The sequence below is a fragment of the Nocardioides maradonensis genome, from assembly GCF_054777115.1.
Window position 1 is genome coordinate 32,089 of the sequence record NZ_BAAHAZ010000002.1, and the last position, 19,064, is coordinate 51,152.

At 71.7% G+C, this 19,064-nt stretch carries 17 protein-coding genes and 1 tRNA gene; 3 read left to right on the forward strand and 15 right to left on the reverse strand.

Translation table 11 applies throughout. From position 1 onward, the window contains the following. Window positions 1-5: 5 nt before the first annotated feature. Genes ACYVAQ_RS01835 through ACYVAQ_RS01870 form a run of 8 tightly spaced genes read right to left on the reverse strand, consistent with a single transcriptional unit; the run spans window position 6 to window position 8,622 of the window. Complete coding sequence (locus ACYVAQ_RS01835; RefSeq protein ID WP_460786736.1) at window positions 6-923, reverse strand: sugar phosphate isomerase/epimerase family protein; 918 nt, start codon at window positions 921-923, stop codon at window positions 6-8. Then, window positions 920-2,560, reverse strand: a complete 1,641-nt coding sequence (locus ACYVAQ_RS01840; protein ID WP_460786737.1) for an ABC transporter substrate-binding protein — start codon at window positions 2,558-2,560, stop codon at window positions 920-922. The genes ACYVAQ_RS01835 and ACYVAQ_RS01840 overlap by 4 nt, the downstream gene beginning before the upstream one ends. Then, window positions 2,557-3,615 (reverse strand): ABC transporter ATP-binding protein, encoded by a 1,059-nt coding sequence (locus ACYVAQ_RS01845; protein WP_460786738.1) that lies wholly within the window; start codon window positions 3,613-3,615, stop codon window positions 2,557-2,559. The genes ACYVAQ_RS01840 and ACYVAQ_RS01845 overlap by 4 nt, the downstream gene beginning before the upstream one ends. Then, window positions 3,612-4,649, reverse strand: a complete 1,038-nt coding sequence (locus ACYVAQ_RS01850) for an ABC transporter ATP-binding protein (protein ID WP_460786739.1) — start codon at window positions 4,647-4,649, stop codon at window positions 3,612-3,614. The genes ACYVAQ_RS01845 and ACYVAQ_RS01850 overlap by 4 nt, the downstream gene beginning before the upstream one ends. Then, entirely contained in the window at window positions 4,646-5,569 is a 924-nt protein-coding gene (locus tag ACYVAQ_RS01855; RefSeq protein ID WP_460786740.1) for an ABC transporter permease, read from the reverse strand. Before ACYVAQ_RS01855 ends, ACYVAQ_RS01850 begins: the two co-directional genes overlap by 4 nt. Next, a complete protein-coding gene (locus ACYVAQ_RS01860) occupies window positions 5,566-6,549 on the reverse strand; it encodes an ABC transporter permease (protein WP_460786741.1) in 984 nt (327 codons plus the stop codon). Before ACYVAQ_RS01860 ends, ACYVAQ_RS01855 begins: the two co-directional genes overlap by 4 nt. Before the next feature lie 10 nt (window positions 6,550-6,559). Further along, window positions 6,560-7,480 (reverse strand): sugar phosphate isomerase/epimerase family protein, encoded by a 921-nt coding sequence (locus tag ACYVAQ_RS01865; protein WP_460786742.1) that lies wholly within the window; start codon window positions 7,478-7,480, stop codon window positions 6,560-6,562. Further along, on the reverse strand, window positions 7,477-8,622 hold the full coding sequence (locus ACYVAQ_RS01870; RefSeq protein ID WP_460786743.1) for a Gfo/Idh/MocA family protein: 1,146 nt from the start codon (window positions 8,620-8,622) through the stop codon (window positions 7,477-7,479). Before ACYVAQ_RS01870 ends, ACYVAQ_RS01865 begins: the two co-directional genes overlap by 4 nt. A gap of 71 nt (window positions 8,623-8,693) precedes the next feature. Here ACYVAQ_RS01870 and ACYVAQ_RS01875 point away from each other — a divergent pair, with 71 nt between their 5' ends. From ACYVAQ_RS01875 to ACYVAQ_RS01885, 3 genes are all read left to right on the forward strand, one after another. Further along, window positions 8,694-9,992: an ROK family transcriptional regulator gene (locus tag ACYVAQ_RS01875; protein WP_460786744.1), complete on the forward strand. Its 1,299-nt coding sequence runs from the start codon at window positions 8,694-8,696 to the stop codon at window positions 9,990-9,992. 131 nt (window positions 9,993-10,123) lie between these two features. Next, on the forward strand, window positions 10,124-10,513 hold the full coding sequence (locus tag ACYVAQ_RS01880) for a VOC family protein (protein ID WP_460786745.1): 390 nt from the start codon (window positions 10,124-10,126) through the stop codon (window positions 10,511-10,513). A 22-nt stretch (window positions 10,514-10,535) separates the two neighbouring features. Continuing rightward, window positions 10,536-10,862, forward strand: a complete 327-nt coding sequence (locus tag ACYVAQ_RS01885; RefSeq protein ID WP_460786746.1) for a helix-turn-helix domain-containing protein — start codon at window positions 10,536-10,538, stop codon at window positions 10,860-10,862. Between the two features lie 59 nt (window positions 10,863-10,921). Here the strand turns inward: ACYVAQ_RS01885 and ACYVAQ_RS01890 are convergent. The 7 genes from ACYVAQ_RS01890 to ACYVAQ_RS01920 all read right to left on the reverse strand — a co-directional run bounded on the left by ACYVAQ_RS01890 (window position 10,922) and on the right by ACYVAQ_RS01920 (window position 19,000). Then, window positions 10,922-10,994 (reverse strand) — tRNA-Thr (locus tag ACYVAQ_RS01890). A gap of 86 nt (window positions 10,995-11,080) precedes the next feature. Next, entirely contained in the window at window positions 11,081-12,607 is a 1,527-nt protein-coding gene (locus tag ACYVAQ_RS01895) for an alpha/beta hydrolase (protein WP_460786747.1), read from the reverse strand. Between the two features lie 11 nt (window positions 12,608-12,618). Further along, window positions 12,619-13,755, reverse strand: coding sequence for a DNA polymerase III subunit delta' (locus tag ACYVAQ_RS01900; RefSeq protein ID WP_460786748.1), 1,137 nt, complete (start codon window positions 13,753-13,755; stop codon window positions 12,619-12,621). Next, the gene (tmk, locus tag ACYVAQ_RS01905; RefSeq protein ID WP_460786749.1) at window positions 13,752-14,387 is read right to left on the reverse strand and encodes a dTMP kinase; all 636 of its coding nucleotides are present in this window, start codon (window positions 14,385-14,387) and stop codon (window positions 13,752-13,754) included. The genes ACYVAQ_RS01900 and tmk overlap by 4 nt, the downstream gene beginning before the upstream one ends. Window positions 14,388-14,396: 9 nt before the next feature. Continuing rightward, window positions 14,397-15,044, reverse strand: coding sequence for a dihydrofolate reductase family protein (locus ACYVAQ_RS01910; RefSeq protein ID WP_460786750.1), 648 nt, complete (start codon window positions 15,042-15,044; stop codon window positions 14,397-14,399). 33 nt (window positions 15,045-15,077) lie between these two features. Continuing rightward, on the reverse strand, window positions 15,078-17,798 hold the full coding sequence (gene topA / locus ACYVAQ_RS01915; protein ID WP_460786751.1) for a type I DNA topoisomerase: 2,721 nt from the start codon (window positions 17,796-17,798) through the stop codon (window positions 15,078-15,080). 134 nt (window positions 17,799-17,932) lie between these two features. Then, entirely contained in the window at window positions 17,933-19,000 is a 1,068-nt protein-coding gene (locus tag ACYVAQ_RS01920) for a DUF2510 domain-containing protein (protein ID WP_460786752.1), read from the reverse strand. Between the last annotated feature and the right edge of the window lie 64 nt (window positions 19,001-19,064).

The following is a 19,064-nucleotide window of genomic DNA, read 5'->3' on the forward strand; positions in this document are numbered from 1 at the left end:
CTTCCTCAGCCGTCGATCAGGCCGTCGATGTAGGTCCGGGCGGAGGTCAGGGCCGCGACCGGGTCGGGGGCGGCGTCGATCTCGAGCACCACCGTCGACATGTCGGAGACCTCGCCGAGGACGTCGATCCACGCCGACCAGTCGACGCGGCCCGAGCCCGGCGGCACGAAGATCTCACCGAGCCACGGGAAGAGGTCGTCGGGCGGGGTCTCCGGACCGACCGCGGTGGCGTCCTTCCAGTGCGCCATCGCGTAGCGGTCGGCGTGGGCGCGCAGCACCTCGGCGGGATCGGCCCCGGCCACGGCGAGGTGGCCGGCGTCGGGGCAGAAGCCGACCAGCGCGGGGTCGGTCGCGTCGAGCAGGGCGGCGACGTCGTCGGGCCGCCAGAACAGCGAGTACGACTCCGGGTGGAGCGCCGCCGTGAGGCCCTTCTCGGCGGCGATCTCGCCGACCGCGTCGGCCAGGGAGCCGACGGCCGCCACGAACTCCGGCGTACGCCGTGCTCCCGCGTCGTCCGGGTACGGCGGCCCCATCACCAGGTAGCGGGTGCCGAGGTCGGCGAGCAGCGCGACCTCCGTGCGTGCCCGCGCCAGGACGTCGTCGCGGACCCCGGCGTCGGTGAGGTCGCGGTCCTCCTCGAGCGCTCCGAAGTAGCTGGAGTGGATGCCGAGCGCGTGGGCCGCCAGCGCGTCGCGGAACCCGTCGACCGACCCGAACGCCCGCACCGCGGAGGCGGCGTCGGCGGGCGGGAAGGTCAGCTCGAGCGTGCCCAGGCCGGCCTGCTGGGAGGCGTCGAGGACGCGGTCCCAGAACCGGCGGGGGTCGGCCACCATCACCCGGTGCGCGTCGTCGTGGCTCTGTGCACCCCAGAACGACGGGTGGGTGAAGGTGACGAGGTCCGTGCCGTAGACGCGGTCGCTCACTGAGCCGGCTCCAGGTGGAGGACGACGTCCTCGGTGAACGGCGTCGCGATGGAGTCGGTCTGGTAGGGGTCGTCCTTGGTCGGGAACCCGGTGACGTGCGCGGTCGTGTACGAGCCGAAGGACGACACCGACATCAGCGGGATGATCGGGTACTGCTGGCTGATGATCCGGCCGAGCCCGCCGATGGCCGCCTTCTGCACCGCGGGGTCGTTGCTCGAGCGGTACTGCTGGAGCAGCTGGTCGGTCTTCGGGTCGTTCCAGCGCACGATGTTGGAGACCGCGGCCTGGCCGACCGGCGCGGTGAGCGAGCTGTCGAGCAGCGAGTTGAAGTTGTTGTACGGACCGCTGCTCTGGAACAGGCCGCAGATCGTCAGCTGGTAGTTGCCGTTCGTGTACGCCGAGGTCCACGAGTTCACCGACGTGCCCTGCAGCGAGGCGTCGATGCCGGCGGCCTTCATCTCGTTGACGAGCAGCGTGCCCAGGCTCATCCAGTCGGTGTACTCGCTGGGCAGCAGCAGGGTGAGCTTGAGCGGGTTGCCGGCGTTGTAGCCCGCCTGCGCGAGCAGCGACTTCACCTTCGCCGGGTCGTAGGTCAGCTTCGCCGAGGCCAGGTCGGACGGGATGAACTCGGTCTGGCCCTCGCGCAGACCCGTGACCGAGTCGCTGGGTGCGTAGTACTGCCCCTCGACCTGGGTGACGGCCTTGTCGCGGTCGATCGCGTAGGCCAGAGCCTCGCGCACCGTGCTGTTGCCGAGTGCGCCGGACTGGGTGTTCGGGCACAGGAACATGTCGCCCGCCGGCTCCAGCCACAGGCTGCGGTGGCTCGGGTCCTTGGCGGTGAACTGCTGCTCGGGGTTGCTGAGGAAGACGTTGTTCCAGTCGATCTGTCCCGCCCCGATCGCACTGATCGCCGCGTTCTGCGAGGTGTAGCTGGTGACGCGCACCGCGTTCACCTTCGGCAGGCCCGCCTGCCAGTAGTGCGGGTTCTTGGCGAAGTTGATGGCCTGCGCGGTGATGCCGCTGAGCAGGTAGGGACCGGACCCGACGGGCTTGTCGTTGGTGAACTTCGTCGGGTCGGGGATCGTCGACCAGATGTGCTCGGGGACCATCAGCACCTTGCCGAGCGTGTACAGCTGCGCGTACGCCGGACCGGCGAACTTCACCACGGCGGTGGTGTCGTTGGGCGCCGACGCCGACGCGAACTGCAGGCCGTTGATGTTGAGCGACGGGTGCTTCTTGATCAGGTCGAAGGTGAAGGCGACGTCCTTCGCGGTCAGCGGCGTGCCGTCGCTCCACTGCCGGCCGGACGGGATCGTGAAGGTGAGGGTCTTCCCGCCGTCGGACCACTTGTACGCCGAGGCCAGCCACGGCTTGGGCGCGTCGGTCGGCTTGATCGCGTTGAACATCACCAGCGGCTCGTAGACGAGCGAGGTGACGTTCATGATGCCGGGGCCGTCCGTGGTGGAGAACGGGCTCAGGCCGGGGACGAACGGGCCGGCGGGGCCGCTCACGATCGTCACGGTGCCGGCCGCGGAGGAGCCCCCGGAGCCTCCCCCGCAGGCGGAGGTGACGAGCGCCAGGCTCACGGCACCCGCGAGGAGTGCGGCGTGGCGGACGCGACGGGTCGTTCGCTTCATTGGGCGTGCCTTTCGTTGGAACCGTTGGACCGCGCCGGCGTGGCGTCGGCCGGCGAGAGGGGCTCGGGCGGGTAGAGCCAGCAGGCCGTGGAGCGGTGCTCCGCGGGGCTGGTCGTGGACGGCGCGGTCTCCGAGCAGATCGCCATGGCCGACGGGCAGCGGGGGTGGAAGCGGCAGCCGGACGGCGGCGCGATCAGGCTCGCCACCTCCTCGCCGCGCGCGGGGAGCCGGCGGTCGTCGTCGCGCCGGTCGGGGTCGGGGGCGCTGTCGATGAGCAGCCGCGTGTAGGGGTGCTTCGGGTCGGCGACGACCTCCTCGGCCGGCCCCTCCTCGACGATCGTGCCGGCGTACATGACCACGACGCGGTCGGCGAAGTAGCGGGCCGAGGCGATGTCGTGGGTGATGTAGAGGAGCGCGGCCCCGTCGCGGGCGATCTCGGCGAAGAGGTTGAGGATGCTCAGCCGGCTGGAGACGTCGAGGCTGGCGACCGGCTCGTCGGCGACGACGACCTGCGGGTTGCAGGCGAGGGCACGGGCGATCGCGACGCGCTGCCGCTGCCCGCCGGAGAGCTGGCCGGGGTGCCGGTCGACGTAGTCCTCACCCGGCGTGAGGTGGACCCGCTCGAGCAGCTCGATCGCCCGGGCACGTGCTTCCGCCTTGGTCGCGACGATGCCGTGGATGAGCAGCGGACGGACCAGGTGGTAGCCGACGGTCCGCATCGTGTTGAGCGAGCCGTACGGGTCCTGGAAGACGACCTGGACCTGCTTGCGGAACGGACGCAGCGCCGCCGTGCCGCGGCGGGGGACGGCCTTGCCGTTGAGCAGGATCTCGCCCTCGGTGGGTCGCTCGAGGCGGGTCATCATCCGGCCGAGCGTGGTCTTGCCGGAGCCGGACTCGCCCACCACGGCGACGATCTCGCCGGGTGCCAGGCTCAGGTCGGCATCGCGGACCGCGCTCACGAAGCGGCGCCCGCGACCACGTCCACGACCACGCTCGCGGGCGACCGCGAAGGACTTCGACAGCCCGGAGGCCTGCAGCACGGGGACGGTGGTCATGCGTGGACCTCCTCGGTCGTCGCGCCGCGGACCAGGTCGTGGTGACAGGCCACCAGGCGTGGCCCACCGACGCTCAGCAGCTCGGGTCGTACGACGCCGCAGGTGTCGCTCGCCCGCGGGCAGCGGGGCTGGAACGAGCACCCGGGCGGCAGGGCGCGCAGGCTCGGCGGGCTACCCGGGATGCCGACCAGCTCGCGACGCGGGCCGGACAGCGGCGGGAACGAGTTGAGCAGGCCCTCGGTGTAGGGGTGGGCCGGCTGCGCGTAGACGTCCGCGGCGCTGGCGTACTCCACCAGCCGGCCGCCGTACATGACCGCGATCGTGTCCGCGGTCTCCAGCAGCAGCGAGAGGTCGTGGGTGATGAAGGCCATCGCGAAGCCGAACTGCTCGCGCAGCTGGGTCAGCTCGGTGATGATCTGGCGCTGGGTCACGACGTCCAGCGCGGTGGTGGGCTCGTCCATGATCATCAGCTGCGGACGCAGCGCGAGCGCCATCGCGATCATCGTGCGCTGCCGCATGCCCCCGGAGAGCTGGTGGGGGTACGCCGAGAGCCGGTCCGGGTTCATGCCGACGATCTCGAGCAGCTCGGCGGCGCGCCGGTTGCGGTCCGCGCGGCTGAGCTGCGGCTCGTGCGTGCGCAGGACGTCGGTCAGCTGGGTGCGGATGCTGAGCACCGGGTTGAGCGCGTTCATCGCGCTCTGCAGGACGACCGCCACCTGGCGCCAGCGGAACCGCTGCAGGCTCCGCCTGTCCAGGGTCAGCACGTTCACCGGCGGCTTCGCGCCGCCCCCCGGGATCGGCTCGTGGTACCAGACCTCGCCGGCCACGACCTGCGCCGGGTCGCGGAGCAGCCGAGCCACGGCCATCGCGAGCGTCGACTTGCCCGACCCGCTCTCGCCGGCCAGGCCGAGGGCCTCGCCGCAGCGGATCGTGAGGTCGACCTTGTCGACCGCGTGCACCGGGGAGGTGCCGGTCGCGTAGTCCACCACGAGGCCCTTGACCTCGAGCAGCACCTGGTCGGTCATGGGGCTCATACGGCCGCCTCCTCGGTGAGCGGCTCGGCGCCGGGTTCGACGATCGGCTCGGCCACCGGCGCGGCCACCACCCGGGCCCGGAACAGCCGGCGCCGCTGCAGGGAGGCACCGCCGCTGCGTCGGTCGGCGTAGTCGTCGACGAAGGTGTTGAGCAGCACCAGGGCCGTGCCGAGGACCGCGATCGCCAGGCCGGGCGGGACGTACCACCACCACTGGCCGAGCTGGAAGGCCTGCGCGTTGTTGGCCCAGTAGAGCATCGTGCCCCAGGTCCAGTCGGTGACCGACCCGATGCCGAGGAACGCCAGGCCGGCCTGGGTCATGATCGCGTAGAGCACGATCCCCAGGAACTGCGCGGCGATCAGCGGCAGCAGGTGCGGCAGCACCTCGAAGGTGACGACCCGGAAGGCGCTCTCGCCGCTGGCGCGGGCCGCGAGCACGAAGTCGCGCTGGCGCAGGGAGAGCGCCTGGGCGCGGATGATCCGAGCCGACCAGGACCAGCCGGTCACCGCGATCACCAGGGCGACGACCACACCGCCGGCGTCGTGGACGTAGCCGGCGATGACGACCACCAGCGGGAGGGTCGGGATGACGAGCATGACGTTGGTGAGCAGGGAGAGGACCTCGTCCCACACGCCGCCGAACACCGCGCCGCTGGTGCCCGCCGCGACCGCGACCACGATCGCGATGAGGGCGGCGAGGATGCTGACCAGCAGCGACCCCCGCGCTCCGACGACGAGCTGGGACAGGACGTCCTGGCCGAGGTTCGTCGTGCCGAGCAGGTGCTGGGCGGAGGGTCCGGCGCTGATCGGGCCGTCGGTGGCGTTGGGATCGCCCACGAGCAGCGGGCCGACCAGGGCGGCCACGGCGAAGACCGCGATGACGGTCACGCCGATCCGCATCTGCCAGGTGCTGTTGGTCATCGGCTCGCCTCCCGGGTGCGCGGGTCGAGGACGACGTAGGCCAGGTCCGCGGCCAGGTTCGCCAGCAGCACCATCACCGTGATGATCAGGAACAGGCCCTGCATCAACGGGAAGTCCTGGTTGCTGACGGCCTGGAGCAGCACGTAGCCGACGCCGGGGTAGGAGAAGACGATCTCGGTGAGGATCGAGCCACCCACCACGAAGCCCAGGGACAGCGCGAAGCTCGAGAGGTTCGGGAGGATGGCGTTGCGGGCGGCGTACGCGAACACGACCCGGCGGGCCTTGAGCCCCTTGGCCTGCGCCAGGAGGACGTAGTCCTCGGGGATCGTCAGCATCATCACGTTGCGCATGCCGAGCAGCCAGCCCGAGATCGAGCTGACCACGATGGTGGCCGCGGGGAGGACGCCGTACCAGAGCGCGGAGCCGAGGAAGGCTCCGCTGAAGCTGGGCGTCAGGCTCGGGTCGTAGGCACCGCTGAGCGGGAACCAGCCGAGCTTCTCGGCGAAGATCGCGATCGCCACGGCGCCCAACCAGAAGTACGGCATCGCGGAGAAGAACGCCGTCGCGGGGAGCAGGTGGTCCAGCCAGCTGCCGCGGCGCCAGGCGGCCGCGACACCGAGCAGGGTGCCGAGCACGAAGCTGATCACCGTCGCCGCGCCGACCAGGGCCAGCGTCCACGGCAGGGCGGTGTGGATGACGGTCCACACGCTGCTCGGGTAGTAGGTGATGGAGGTGCCGAAGTCGCCGTGCAGCACGTTCTTCAGGTACGTGCCGTACTGCGAGATCCACGACGCGCTGGTGTCCACGCCGAAGGCGGCGCGCATCGCGGCCAGGCTCTCCGGCGTCGCCTGCTGCTTGGTCCGCGCGAACATCTGCTGGACCGGGTCGCCCGGCATCAGCCGCGGGATCAGGAAGTTCAGCGTGATCGCGAGCCACGCCGCCAGGGCGTAGAACCCGATCCGTCGCAGGAGGAAGCGCATCGCGGGCTCCCTACGCGACCAGCAGCGGCGCGAGCGTCTGCTGCGCGACGGTGAGGCCGATGCGGACCTTGTCCGGGGTCCCGCCCCAGACCGGGTCCTCGTGCTCGACGGACAGGACGCCGTCGTACCCCTGCTCGTAGAGGGTGTCGACCAGCCGGCCCCACTCGACCTGCCCGCGGCCTGGCACCCGGTAGCGCCACCAGCCGGTGTCCCACGGGTCCTCCCGTACGACGGCCCTGCCCGGCCAGCCGTAGCGGTTGCGCCGCTCCGGGAACAGCTCGATGTCCTTGGCCTGGGCGTGCGCGATGTGCGCGACATAGGGGCGGACCGCCTCGATCGGGTCGATCCCCATCCACACCAGGTGCGAGGGGTCGTAGTTGAGGTAGAGCCCTTGGTCGAACATCCACTCCCACAGCTCCGGGGAGTAGGCGAGGTTGCCCGGGTACCCGTCGGGGTGCCAGCCCTCCATCACGCAGTTCTCGATGACGAGCTTCACCCCGCGCTCCCCCGCCCGCTCGACGAGCGGCTTGAAGACCTGCTCGGCCTCGGCGAGGTTCTCGCGCACCGACCTCGACGGGTCGCGTCCGACGAAGGTGCCCACGGTCGGGCAGCCCAGCAGCGCCGCGGCGTCGATGCACTCCAGGACGTGGGCGTTGATGGCGGCCCGCTCCTGCGGGTCCGGGTGCAGGTTGTTGTCGTAGAAGGCGAGGGAGGAGATCTCCAGGCCGTGGCCGTCGGTGACGGCGCGCGCGTCGTCGGCGCCGGCCTGGGTGAGGCCCCGCACGTCGAGGTGGGTGGCCGTGAACGGTCGGTTGCCCAGCGCCGGCCAGGCCGCGACCTCCAGCGCCGCGAACCCGTGGTCCCCTGCCCACGCGGCGATGTCGCCGAGCGAGGAGTCAGGGAGACATGCGGTCAGGAATCCAAGCTTCATCGAGGGACCTCCACCCAGCTGCCGGACGCTGCGGACCTCATGACCGCATCGGTGATGACGGCGGCCCTGCGGCCGTCGTCGAAGGTGGCGAGACCGTCGGGCACCTGCCCGCCGATCGCGCGGTAGACGTCGGAGACGAACGCGTTGAACACGTCCTGGTAGCCCTGCGGGTGCCCCGGGGGCAGGACGGAGTACGGCGCCGCCGCGGCCGAGAGCGCGCTCGCGTCACGAGGCACGACGGTGGTGTGCCGGCGCGTGCCGACGACCAGGGCGTCGGGCACCTCCTGGTCGAAGCTCAGCGCGGCCAGCGCGCCGTCGAGCCGGAACGCGAGCTGGTTCTTCTTGCCCGGGCTCACCTGGCTGATCACGACCGAGCCGGTGGCGCCCTGGTCGGTGGTGAAGAGCACCGACGCGGCGTCCTCGGTGCTGACCGGGTTGCCGCCGCGCTCGGGGATCATCGTGCGCGCGTCGGCGACGAGCCGGGTGATCCGGTGGCCGGTGACGAACTCGACCAGGTCGCACCAGTGCACGCCGATGTCGGCGAACGCCCGGGAGGCACCGCCCCGCGCGGGGTCCACGCGCCAGTTGTCGTCGGAGGGCTCGGCCAGCCAGTCCTGCAGGTACGAGCCGTGCAGCAACCGCAGCGGCCCGGTCTCCCCGGCGACCACACGGGCCCGGGCCTCGCGCACCATCGGGTACCAGCGGTAGACGAACGGCACCGCGGCGACGACGCTCCGGCGTACCGCCTCCTCGGCGAGCTGCTGGGCGGCGGACAGCGTGGTCGCGAGCGGCTTCTCGCACACGACGTGCTTGCCGGCCGCGAGCGCGGCCAGGGCCAGGTCGTGGTGGGTGTCGTTGGGGGTGCAGACGTGGACCACGTCGACGTCGGCCGCGGCGATCAGCTCGGCCGCGTCGGCGGCCGGACGCACGGCGCCGAGCTCGGACGCGGCAGCCCCGGCGCGCTCGGGCGAGGACCCGGCGACGGCGACGAGGTCGGCTCCTGCGGCCCGGACGGCGTGGGCATGGACCCGGCCCATGAAGCCGGTGCCGATGATCCCGGCACGGATGCGGTCAGCCACCCTGCGTCCTCTCTGAGCGCTACGATCACTTTCGTTGCTTGACGTTGAAGTTAGGTTGATCACAAACTTAAGTCAATGAGTTGCCCACAAAAGATCGGGATCTGATAAACCGGGGTCCTCGATCGGGAGAATCGATGGCAGGTCCGATGGGAGGTCCGATGGGCGTCGCGGTCACCGAGCTCACTGCCGACTACCTCGACTCGCTCACGGCCCTGCTCGGGCACGTCCGCGCGGACGGCGCGATCACCCGCTCGGCCCTGGCCCACCGGGCCGGTCTGGGACGCGCCGCGGTCACCCAACGGGTCAACCACCTGATCGACCTCGGCCTGGTCGAGGACGGTGAGATGGCCAGCTCCACCGGCGGCCGCGCCGCCCGCGAGGTGCGCTTCCGCGCCGAGGTGGGACGCATCCTGGTCGCCGAGTTCGGCGCCACGAGCCTCAGCGTGGCGATCACCGACCTCTCCTGCGGCACGCTGCGCCACGAGCGGGAGGAGGCGCTCGACATCGACGCGGGCCCCGAGGTGTGCCTCGCCCGCGCGGAGGCGCTCTTCGACGAGGTGCTCGCCGCGGACGGCCCGGGGCACGGGCCGGTCTGGGGGATCGGGATCGGCGTACCCGGTCCGGTGGAGTTCGCCACCGGCCTGCCGATCTCCCCGCCGATCATGCCCGGCTGGGACGGCTACCCGATCCGCGAGCGCTTCCAGGAGCGGTACGACGCTCCCGTCTGGGTCGACAACGAGGTCAACCTGATGGCGCTCGGCGAGCTGCGCGCGGGTCTCGCTGTCGGCCAGCACCAGGCGCTCTTCGTCAAGGTCGGCACCGGCATCGGCGCCGGCCTGATCTCCAACGGCGTGCTGCACCGCGGCGAGCAGGGCTGCGCGGGCGACGTCGGCCACATCGCGGCCGTGCACGACGAAGCGGTGCTGTGCCGCTGCGGCAACCGGGGGTGCCTCGAGGCGTTCGCCGGGGGCGCCGCGCTGGCGCGTCTCGGCGGCGAGGCGGCCCGCGACGGGCGGAGCACCTTCCTCGCGGGTCGGCTCGCCGCGAACGGTGAGGTCACCGCCGTCGACGTCGCCGACGGCGCCCACTCCGGCGACCCGGTGAGCAACGCGCTCCTGGTGCGCGCCGGCAACCTGATCGGGGAGACCCTGGCGACGGTCGTGAACTTCTTCAACCCCTCGCTGATCCTCATCGGCGGCGGCGTGGCCGACTCCGGCGACCTGTTCCTCGCCAGCATCCGCGAGGCCATCTACCGCCGTGCACTCCCCCTCGCCACCCGCGACCTGCGACTGGGCAAGGCCGTCCTCGGCAAGCGCTCCGGTACGACGGGCGCGGCGTACATGGTCAGCGACCAGCTGTTCTCCCGGGCCCTGCTGGAGCGCTGGCTCCCGGCAGGCTCGCCGGTCGGGGTCGCGGACCGGCTGCACGGGTAGGTCTCGATACGACCGGTCCCGGGCTCGCAGGCTCGCCCGAGCGGTCACGCGACCTCGTTCGCTGCGCGGTCCGCTCACACGTTCGCGGTCCACGGCTCCGTGATGTCGGTGCTCGGGTGCAGGGTGGAGCCATGACCACCTCCCCCATCACCGAGCTGATCGCCTTCACCATCGACTCCGCCGACGCCGCCGCGCTCGCACGCTTCTACGCCGACCTCGCCGGCGGTGAGGTGACCGGCGACTACCCGGAGTACGGCTACGCCTCCGCGTCCGTGCTGGGCGCGACCTTCAACTTCCAGACCGCCGCCGACTACTCCCGGCCGCAGTGGCCCGGGCAGGAGCACCCCCAGCAGTTCCACCTCGACTTCCGGGTTCCCGATCTCGAGGCCGCCACCCAGCACGCGATCGGGCTGGGCGCGACCGTCGCCGACACCCAGCCGGCCGAGGCGATGGGCGGGTCGTGGCGGGTCATGCTCGACCCCGACGGGCACCCGTTCTGCCTGTGTCCTCCCCAGGAGTGAGGCGGTCTGGGACGATACGGGGATGGATCTCGTTCGTCTCGCCGACTCGGTGCGGACCCGTCGCCGCGCGCTCGGCATGAGGACCTCGGCCGACCTGGCGATGGCCGCCGGGCTGTCGCTGCGCACCGTCGCCGAGGTCGAGCGCGGCGCCAACCTCGTCGGCGAGACGAGCCAGCGCGCCATCGAGACCGCCCTCGGCTGGGAGCCGGGCGAGATGGTCCGGATCGCCGAGGGCGGCGAGCGCCGTCGCGAGGTCCGCGACGACATCGCCGCGCTGCGCGACATCCTCGTCGAGATGGACGACCTCCGGGCCCGCGCCGAGGCCCTGCTGGACCGCCTCGACGGTTGAGCGCCCGGAGCAACGAACAGGCCCCGCCGCTCCGAGGAGCTGCGGGGCCCGGCTGTCCGAGCCGCCTGTCGGAATCGAACCGACGACCTAATCATTACGAGTGATTCGCTCTACCGACTGAGCTAAGGCGGCGTACGCCGACGAGTCGACGGACCGGGGAAGCATACCGAGCCGGGTCGGAACGGTCCGAATCGGGACCGCGCGGCTCGCGCCGATGATCAGCAGCGCAGACCGTCCTGCGGGATGACGCCGTCGATCAGGTAGCGGTGCACCGCGTCGTCGACGCAGGAGTTGCCCTTGTCGTAGCCGGTGTGGCCGTCCCCGTCCCGGGTGACGAGGACCCCGGACCGCAGCTCGTGGGCGAGCGCGACGGCCTCCTCGTACGGCGTGGCCGGGTCGCGGGTGGTGCCGATGACCACGATCGGCGGGGCGCCGGCGCCGTCGATCCTCAGCCCGGGCCGGTCGGTGTTGCGGAACGGGTCGCCGTAGCAGGAGGTCAGGCCCCAGGCGAAGACCTTCCCGAACGTGGGCGAGGCCTTCTCGAAGGCGGGGTACTGGCTGGGCACCTTGTCGGGCGCGATGGCCCACGGGTCGTCCAGGCAGCTGATCACCCCGATCGCCTCGATACCGTTGTCGGCGTAGGTGCCGTCGGTGTTGCGCGAGGAGTAGGCGTCGGACAGCACCATCAGGATGGTGCCGTTGCCCTGCAACGCCTGCTGCAGGCCGGCGTCCAGGGCGTACCACTCCGAGCGCTGGTAGAGCGGCGCGATCACGCCGTAGAACGCGTTGCCGACGGTGAGCTCGCGACCCGACTTCGTGGGCAGCGGCTTCTTCGCGATCGAGTCGAGCAGCCCGGAGATCCTCGCCAGGCCCGCGGACACGGTGGGGCCGAGGAAGCAGCCGCCCTTGGCGACGCAGGCGCCGACGTACGAGCGCAGCGCGGTCTCGAAGCCGGCGGCCTGGTGCAGCGCGCTCTCCCGCGTCGACAGCGCGGGGTCCTCGGCGCCGTCGAGGACCATCCGGCCGACCTGCTTCGGGAACAGCTCGGCGTACGTCGCCCCCAGCTTGGTGCCGTAGGAGAAGCCCAGGTAGTCCAGCTTCTTCTGCCCCAGCGCGGCGCGCAGGATGTCGATGTCGCGCGCCGCGTCGACGGTGCTGACGTGGCTGACCAGCGCGTCGGAGTGCTGCCGGCAGCCCTTCCAGAAGGTGCGGCCCTCGGCGGCGTACGCCCTGATCTCGGCGGGTGTCGACGGCTCCGGGTTCTCCGCGACGTACTGGTCGACCTGGGCGTCGGTGAGGCAGTCGACCGGGTCGGACTTGCCGGTGCCGCGCGGGTCGAAGGCGACGATGTCGTACGCCGCCCGCAGCGGCTTGGCGAAGTAGCTGGAGGCGTCCGCGGCCAGGTAGCCGCCCGGGGCACCGGGGCCGCCGGGGTTGACGACGAGCGACCCGATCGGCTTGCCGCTCGTGGCCGCGGCCTTCTCGACGCGCAGCTGCACGCTCGCGCGACCCGGGTGCGCGTAGTCGACCGGCACCCGCAGCGAGGCGCACTGGTCGTCGCCGCAGCTCGACCAGTCCAGCCGCTGCCGGTAGTACGTCCTCAGGCCGCCCAGGCCTCCGTCGGTCGAGGTGGAGCCGTGCGACGGCGCCGGGAGCCTGCTGGCCTGGCCACTCGTACGGCCGGAGTCCATGCAACCGGCGAGCAGCAGGCACGAGGCCAGCCCCGCCACGATCGTCCTCCGCACGCCCGTCCCCCTCATCGTGTCGGCGCCACGAGCGCCACCATCATCGACTCCAGCGCGAGCGCCGGCGGCACGTTGAACTCCAGCATCTGCTCGCGGGCACCGAAGATCGCGCCGATCCGGCGCAGGTTCAGCTCCGGCGTCGACGCCTCCGCGAGGCGGACGACGTCGGGCCGGATCTCCTCGTTCACCAGGTCGCCGGGTGCCCCTGCCGCCACGGCGATCGCGTCCCGGTAGACCGACATCAGGTCGGTGAGGCCGCGGTCGATCACGTCGAGGTGGCGGCGCTTGGCCCGCGTCTTCTGGTCCTTCTCGAGATCGCGGAGCGCGGGTGCGTACTCCCGCGGCCGACGGCCGCGGTCGACCACGCCGTACGCCGCGTCGAGGTCCGCCTTCTCCTGCGCGTCCAGCGCGGTGGTGATCGCGTCGGCCTCGGCCTTCGCGGTGTCGGCGAGCAGCGACGCGGCCGCCATGCACCGGCCGAGCGAGGTCAGCCCGACCGGGATCGCCACCACGTCGTTGCGCCGCTTGCGCACGTCCTCGTCGAAGGCGAGGGCGCGGGCCCGGCCGATGTGGCCCTGGCTCGCGCGAGCGGCGTACGTCGCCAGCGGCTCCGGCACACCCTTGCCACCGAGGAAGGCGGCGACCTCGGCGGTCGTCGGGGTGGACAGCGTGACCAGCCGGCAGCGCGAGCGGATCGTGGGCAGCACGTCCTCCACCGTCGGCGCGCAGAGCATCCAGACGGTGCGGCCGTTGGGCTCCTCGATGGCCTTGAGCAGCGCGTTGCAGGCCTGCTCGGTGAGCCGGTCGGCGTCTTCGACCACGAGGATCTGCCAGCGGTCGCCCATCGGGGTCAACGCGGCACGACGGACGAGGTCGCGCACCTCGGCGACGCCGATGGACAGCTTCTCGGTGCGCACCACCGCCACGTCGGCATGGCTGCCGGCGAGCACCGTGTGGCACTCGTGGCACTCCCCGCACCCGCCGCGCGGGCACTGCAGGGCCGCCGCGAAGGCGACCGCGGCGTTGGAGCGACCCGAGCCCGGCGGCCCGGTGAACAGCCACGCGTGGGTCATGCCGTCGCCGCGTGCGGCCGCCGAGAGCGCGGTGATCGCAGGCCTCTGGCCGACCAGGGTGTCCCAGACGGTCATCGGAGGAGCTCCTCGACGCGGGCGCGGACCTGCGCGTGGATCTCCTCGATGCCCTGCCGGGCGTCCAGGACCAGGTAGTGCTCGGGGTCGGTCGCGGCGAGCTCGAGGAACATCGCGCGCACCCGCTGGTGGAACTCCAGCGACTCCCCCTCGATCCGGTCGCGACCCTCGAACCGGTCCAGCCCGGCGGACGGCTCGAGGTCGAGCACCACGGTCAGGTGCGGGCGCAGGTCGCGGGTCGCCCAGCGCTGGACCGCCTCCACGCCGGCGAGGTCCTCGGCCCGGCCGGCGCCCTGGTAGGCCAGCGAGGAGTCGACGTACCGATCGGTGATGACGACCTCGCCGCGCCCGAGCGCCGGGAGCACGACGGTGTCGACGTGCTCGGCCTTGTCGGCGGCGTACAGCAGGACCTCGGTGCGGTTGGCCAGTGCGCCGGTCTCGGGCGAGAGGACGATGCGGCGCACCTCCTTGCCGACCGGGGTGTCGCCGGGCTCGAAGGTGAGCAGCACGGTGTGGCCCTGCGCCTCGAGGTGGTCGCGCAGCAGGCGCGACTGGGTGGACTTGCCGCCACCCTCGCCACCCTCGAAGCAGACGAAGAGCCCGGTGTCGGCGTACATCCCGGGAGCGGTCACCGCCACAACCTAGCGTTCGAAGGTCACGTGGGTGACACCGCTCGGGGTGCGCTCGGTGGTGACGTCGTACGACGCCTCGAGGCCCTCCAGGCCGTCCCAGAGCCGGACTCCGCGGCCCAGGACGATCGGGGTGACGACGACGTGCAGGTGGTCGACGAGGCCGGCCGCCAGGTAGTCGCGCACGACCGTGGCGCCGCCGCCGATCCGGACGTCCTTGCCGTCCGCCAGCTCACGCGCCTCGGCGAGGGCGTCGGCCGCGGACAAGTCGCGGAAGTGGAAGGTCGTGCCGCCCGCCATCTCCAGCGGGGCGGCCGGCGGACGGTGCGTCAGCACGATGACGGGCGTGTGGAACGGCGGCTCCTCGCCCCACCAGCCCTGCCACGAGTGGTCGTCCTGCCAGCCGGGAGGCCCGAACTTGTTCGCCCCCATGATCTCCACGCCGATGCCGTCGCCCCACTGCGACGCGAAGGCGTCGTCCGGCTCGCTGCCGGGCAGGCCCGGCCCCTGCCCGTTCATCGCGCGGAAGGTCGCGGTCGGGAAGAACCAGTCCATCAGCCGGGTGCCGGCATGGCCGAACGGCGACTCGAGCGACTGACCCTCTCCGGTGCCGAAGCCGTCCAGGGAGATGCCGAAGTTGTGGACGCGCACGCGGGACATGGCCCCAACGTACGCCGTACCACCCTCAGCTCTTCAGGCGTCGGTCGCTTCGCTCCCCGCCCGCTTCGCGGTGGCCGCCTTCTTGGCCGTGGTCTTCTTGGCGGCCGCCTTCTTCGCCGGCGCCTTCTTGGCCGCCTTCTTGGTGGCCTTCTTCGCCGGGCCCTTCGCCCGACGCTCGGCCAGCAGCTCGGCGGCGCGCTCGTTGGTGATCGACTCGACGGTGTCGTCCTTGCGCAGGGTCGCGTTGTACTCGCCGTCGGTGACGTACTCCCCGAACCGGCCGGCCTTCACCACGATCGGCTGGCCCGACACCGGGTCGTTGCCGAGCTCCTTGAGCGGCGGCGCCGCGGCGGCACGACCCCGCTGCTTGGGCTGGCTGTAGATCTTCAGCGCCTCGTCGAGCGTGATGGTGAAGATCTGGTCCTCGCTGGTGAGCGAGCGCGAGTCGGTGCCCTTCTTCAGGTACGGCCCGTAGCGGCCGTTCTGGGCGGTGATCTCGACACCCTCGGCGTCCGTGCCGACCACGCGCGGCAGCGACATCAGCTTCATCGCGTCCTCGAGGGTGACCGTGTCCAGGCTCATCGACTTGAACAGCGAGCCGGTGCGCGGCTTGGCGCCCTTGGGTGCGTCCTCGGGCAGCACCTCGGTGACGTACGGGCCGAAGCGGCCGTTCTTCGCGACGACCCGCAGCCCGGTCTCCGGGTGCGTGCCGAGCTCGATCTCCTCGCCCGCCGGGTTCGCGAGCAGCTCGCGCGCCTTGGCCGCGGTGAGCTCGTCGGGCGGCAGGTCGTCCGGCACGTTGGCACGGACCGGAGCGGCGTCGCCCCCGTCGGGGCCGGGGCCCTCGAGGTACGGGCCGTACTTGCCGACCCGCAGGTCGATGCCCGTCGGCTCGCCGTTGTCCAGGACCGGGAAGGTCGCGAGCTCCTTGGCGTCGATCTCGCCGAGGTTGTCGACGAGCACCTTCACGCCGGCGAGCTTGTCGGAGCCGAAGTAGAACTCGGAGAGCTCGGTGACGCGGTCCTTCTCGCCACGGGCGATCTCGTCGAGGACCTCCTCCAGACCGGCGGTGAACTCGTAGTCGATGAGCCGGGTGAAGTGCTCGCTGAGCAGCCGCACCACCGAGAACGCGATCCAGTGGGGCACCAGCGCGGTGCCCTTCTTGTAGACGTAGCCGCGGTTGATGATCGTCGAGATGATGGAGGCGTACGTCGACGGGCGGCCGATCTCGCGCTCCTCCAGCTCCTTGATCAGCGTCGCCTCGGTGTAGCGCGACGGCGGCTTGGTCTCGTGGCCGCTCGCGCTGACGCTGGCCGAGGTGACCCGGTCGCCCTCGAGCAGGTTCGGGAGCCGGGTCTCCTGGTCGTCCTTGCTCGCGGAGGAGTCGTCGGTGCCCTCGACGTACGCCTTGAGGAAGCCGTGGAAGGTGATCACGCGGCCGGACGCGGAGAACACCACGTCCTCGCCGGTGCCGGCGGTGCCGCCGATGCGGATCGAGACCGACTGGCCGGTCGCGTCCTTCATCTGCGAGGCCACGGTGCGCATCCAGATCAGCTCGTAGAGCCGGAACTGGTCGCCGGTGAGGCCGGTCTGCGCGGGCGTGCGGAAGCTGTCGCCGGCGGGGCGGATGGCCTCGTGCGCCTCCTGGGCGTTCTTGACCTTGTTGGCGTAGGTCCGCGGGGCGTCGGGGACGTACTCGGCGCCGTACAGCTCCTGGACCTGGGCCCGCGCCGCACCGATGGCCGCGCCGGAGAGCGTGGTCGAGTCGGTACGCATGTAGGTGATGAAGCCGTTCTCGTACAGCCGCTGCGCGACGCTCATCGTCGTCGAGGAGCTCATGCCCAGCTTGCGGCTGGCCTCCTGCTGCAGCGTGGTGGTGCGGAACGGCGGGTACGGCGAGCGGCGGTACGGCTTGGACTCGACCGAGCGGACGTCGTACGTCGTGTCCTGGAGCGCCGCCGCCAGCGCCTCGGCCTTCGAGCGGTCCAGGTGGACCACGTTCTTCGCCGACGCCTTGAGCAGGCCGTCGTCGCCGAAGCTGGCGCCGGTCGCGACGCGGGCGCCGTCGACGGAGTAGAGCTTCGCGGGGAACATCCGCGGGTCCCGGTCGGCGCCCGCGTCGAAGGTGCCCTCCAGGTCCCAGTAGGAGGCCATCTTGAAGGCCATCCGCTCCTTCTCGCGGTCGACCACGAGCCGGGTCGCGACCGACTGCACGCGGCCGGCGGAGAGGCCCGACATGACCTTGCGCCACAGGACCGGGCTGACCTCGTAGCCGTAGAGCCGGTCGAGCAGGCGGCGGGTCTCCTGCGCCTCCACGAGGTCCATGTCGAGCTCGCGCGGGTGGGCCGCGGCCTCCTGGATCGCCGGCTTGGTGATCTCGTGGAAGACCATCCGGTGGACGGGGATGTTCTTCGGCTTCAGCTCGTCCAGCAGGTGCCAGGCGATCGCCTCGCCCTCGCGGTCACCATCGGTGGCGAGGAAGAGCTCGTCGGCGTCCTTGAGCAGGCTCTTCAGCTTGGAGATGTGCGTCTTCTTGTCGCGCGGCACCACGTAGTACGGCGTGAAGTCGTGGTCGACGTCGATCGCGAGGCGTCCCCACGGCTCGTTCTTGATCTTCGCCGGGGTGTCGGCCGCGTTGGTCGGGAGGTCGCGGATGTGACCGATCGAGGACTCCACGACGAAGCCGTCGCCGAGGTACCCGCCGATGGTCTTGGCCTTGGCCGGTGACTCGACGATCACCAACTTGTGTGCCACTGGGAAGCGCCTATCTGCTGTGCTGGATCTGTGCGTGGGGAGTGCTCGATCCCGAGTCGAGCCGTCTCACGGCGCATCACGGTAGCGCGTGTTGTCCAGTCCTCCGCTTCCCGCGGGCCGCTCTGTGGGCGGCCTCACCTCACCCGCAGGCCCGCCACGGTCGACTTCTGGAGCCCCAGGTAGTGCTGGTTCCCGATCGGCACGACCATGAGGAAGACGCCGTACGACTGCTTGTTCCCGGTGTCCACGACGACCACCTGGGCGGTGTCGCCCTTCGCCGTCGTGGTCGGGGTGTTGACCCGGATGTCCTGCACCAGCGAGAACGCGCGGTGGCCGTCGACGGTGACGCTCTTGGCCGACAGGTCCTTGATGCTCGTGACCCCGGTGTAGAGGACCGGGTTGTTGGCGGCGCACGCGAGCACCGCCCGCGCGGCCTGCTCCAGGCCGGTGAAGCCGCTCGAGCGCGGCAGGCCACCGATCACGAGGGTGGACGCCCAGTTGGTCGCCACGGTCTTCGCGGACGCCTGCGCGCCGCTGGCGAACGGGAACTGGACGGGGGCGTTGCCGAGGACCCGGTAGCCGTGCGGGTTCGCGACGGTCAGCCCGCCACCGGTCAGCGTGGCGCCCTTCGGGATCGAGCCGGTGCCTCCGGCGAGCCCGCCGTAGCACTGCACGGCGGTCGGGGTGACCGTGCCGAGCGGGGAGGCCGGGACCAGCGGGACGGACGGGGAGGTGCCGGGGACCCCGGGCTCGGTCGGGGTGGGGGTCGGGGTGTCGGTCGCGGCGGGTGGCTGCGCGCTCGGGGAGCCGTTGGCGTCGTTGCCGAGGGTGCGGACCGCCACGAACGCGATGATCGCGAGCAGCACCAGGAACGCCACCGCACCGCTGGCGATCGCGATCGTGCGGCCGGTGGCAGAGCCGCCCGGCGAGGCCGGCGTGGGCGCGCCCGGCATCGGGCTCCACTGCGGCGGATCCGGGAGGGCGCCGTACGTCGCCGGGGGCTGGGGTGCCGGGGGCGCCGGCGGGGGTGGTGGTGTGGGAGTGATCGGCGGGGCCGGCGGGACGATCGGCTGCTGTTGCTGCTGGGGCTGTGCCTGGCCGAACGGGTCGGTGCTGGTCGTCTGGCTCCAGGCGTGTCCGTCCCAGTAGCGGTACGTGTTCGGGGCGCCCGCGGGGTCCGGGTACCAACCTGCGCTCGTCACCCCGCCAGTGTGCCAGCGGGGTCGTCAGGGTGAGCGGACCGGAAACCGGTCCGCTCGACCTGAC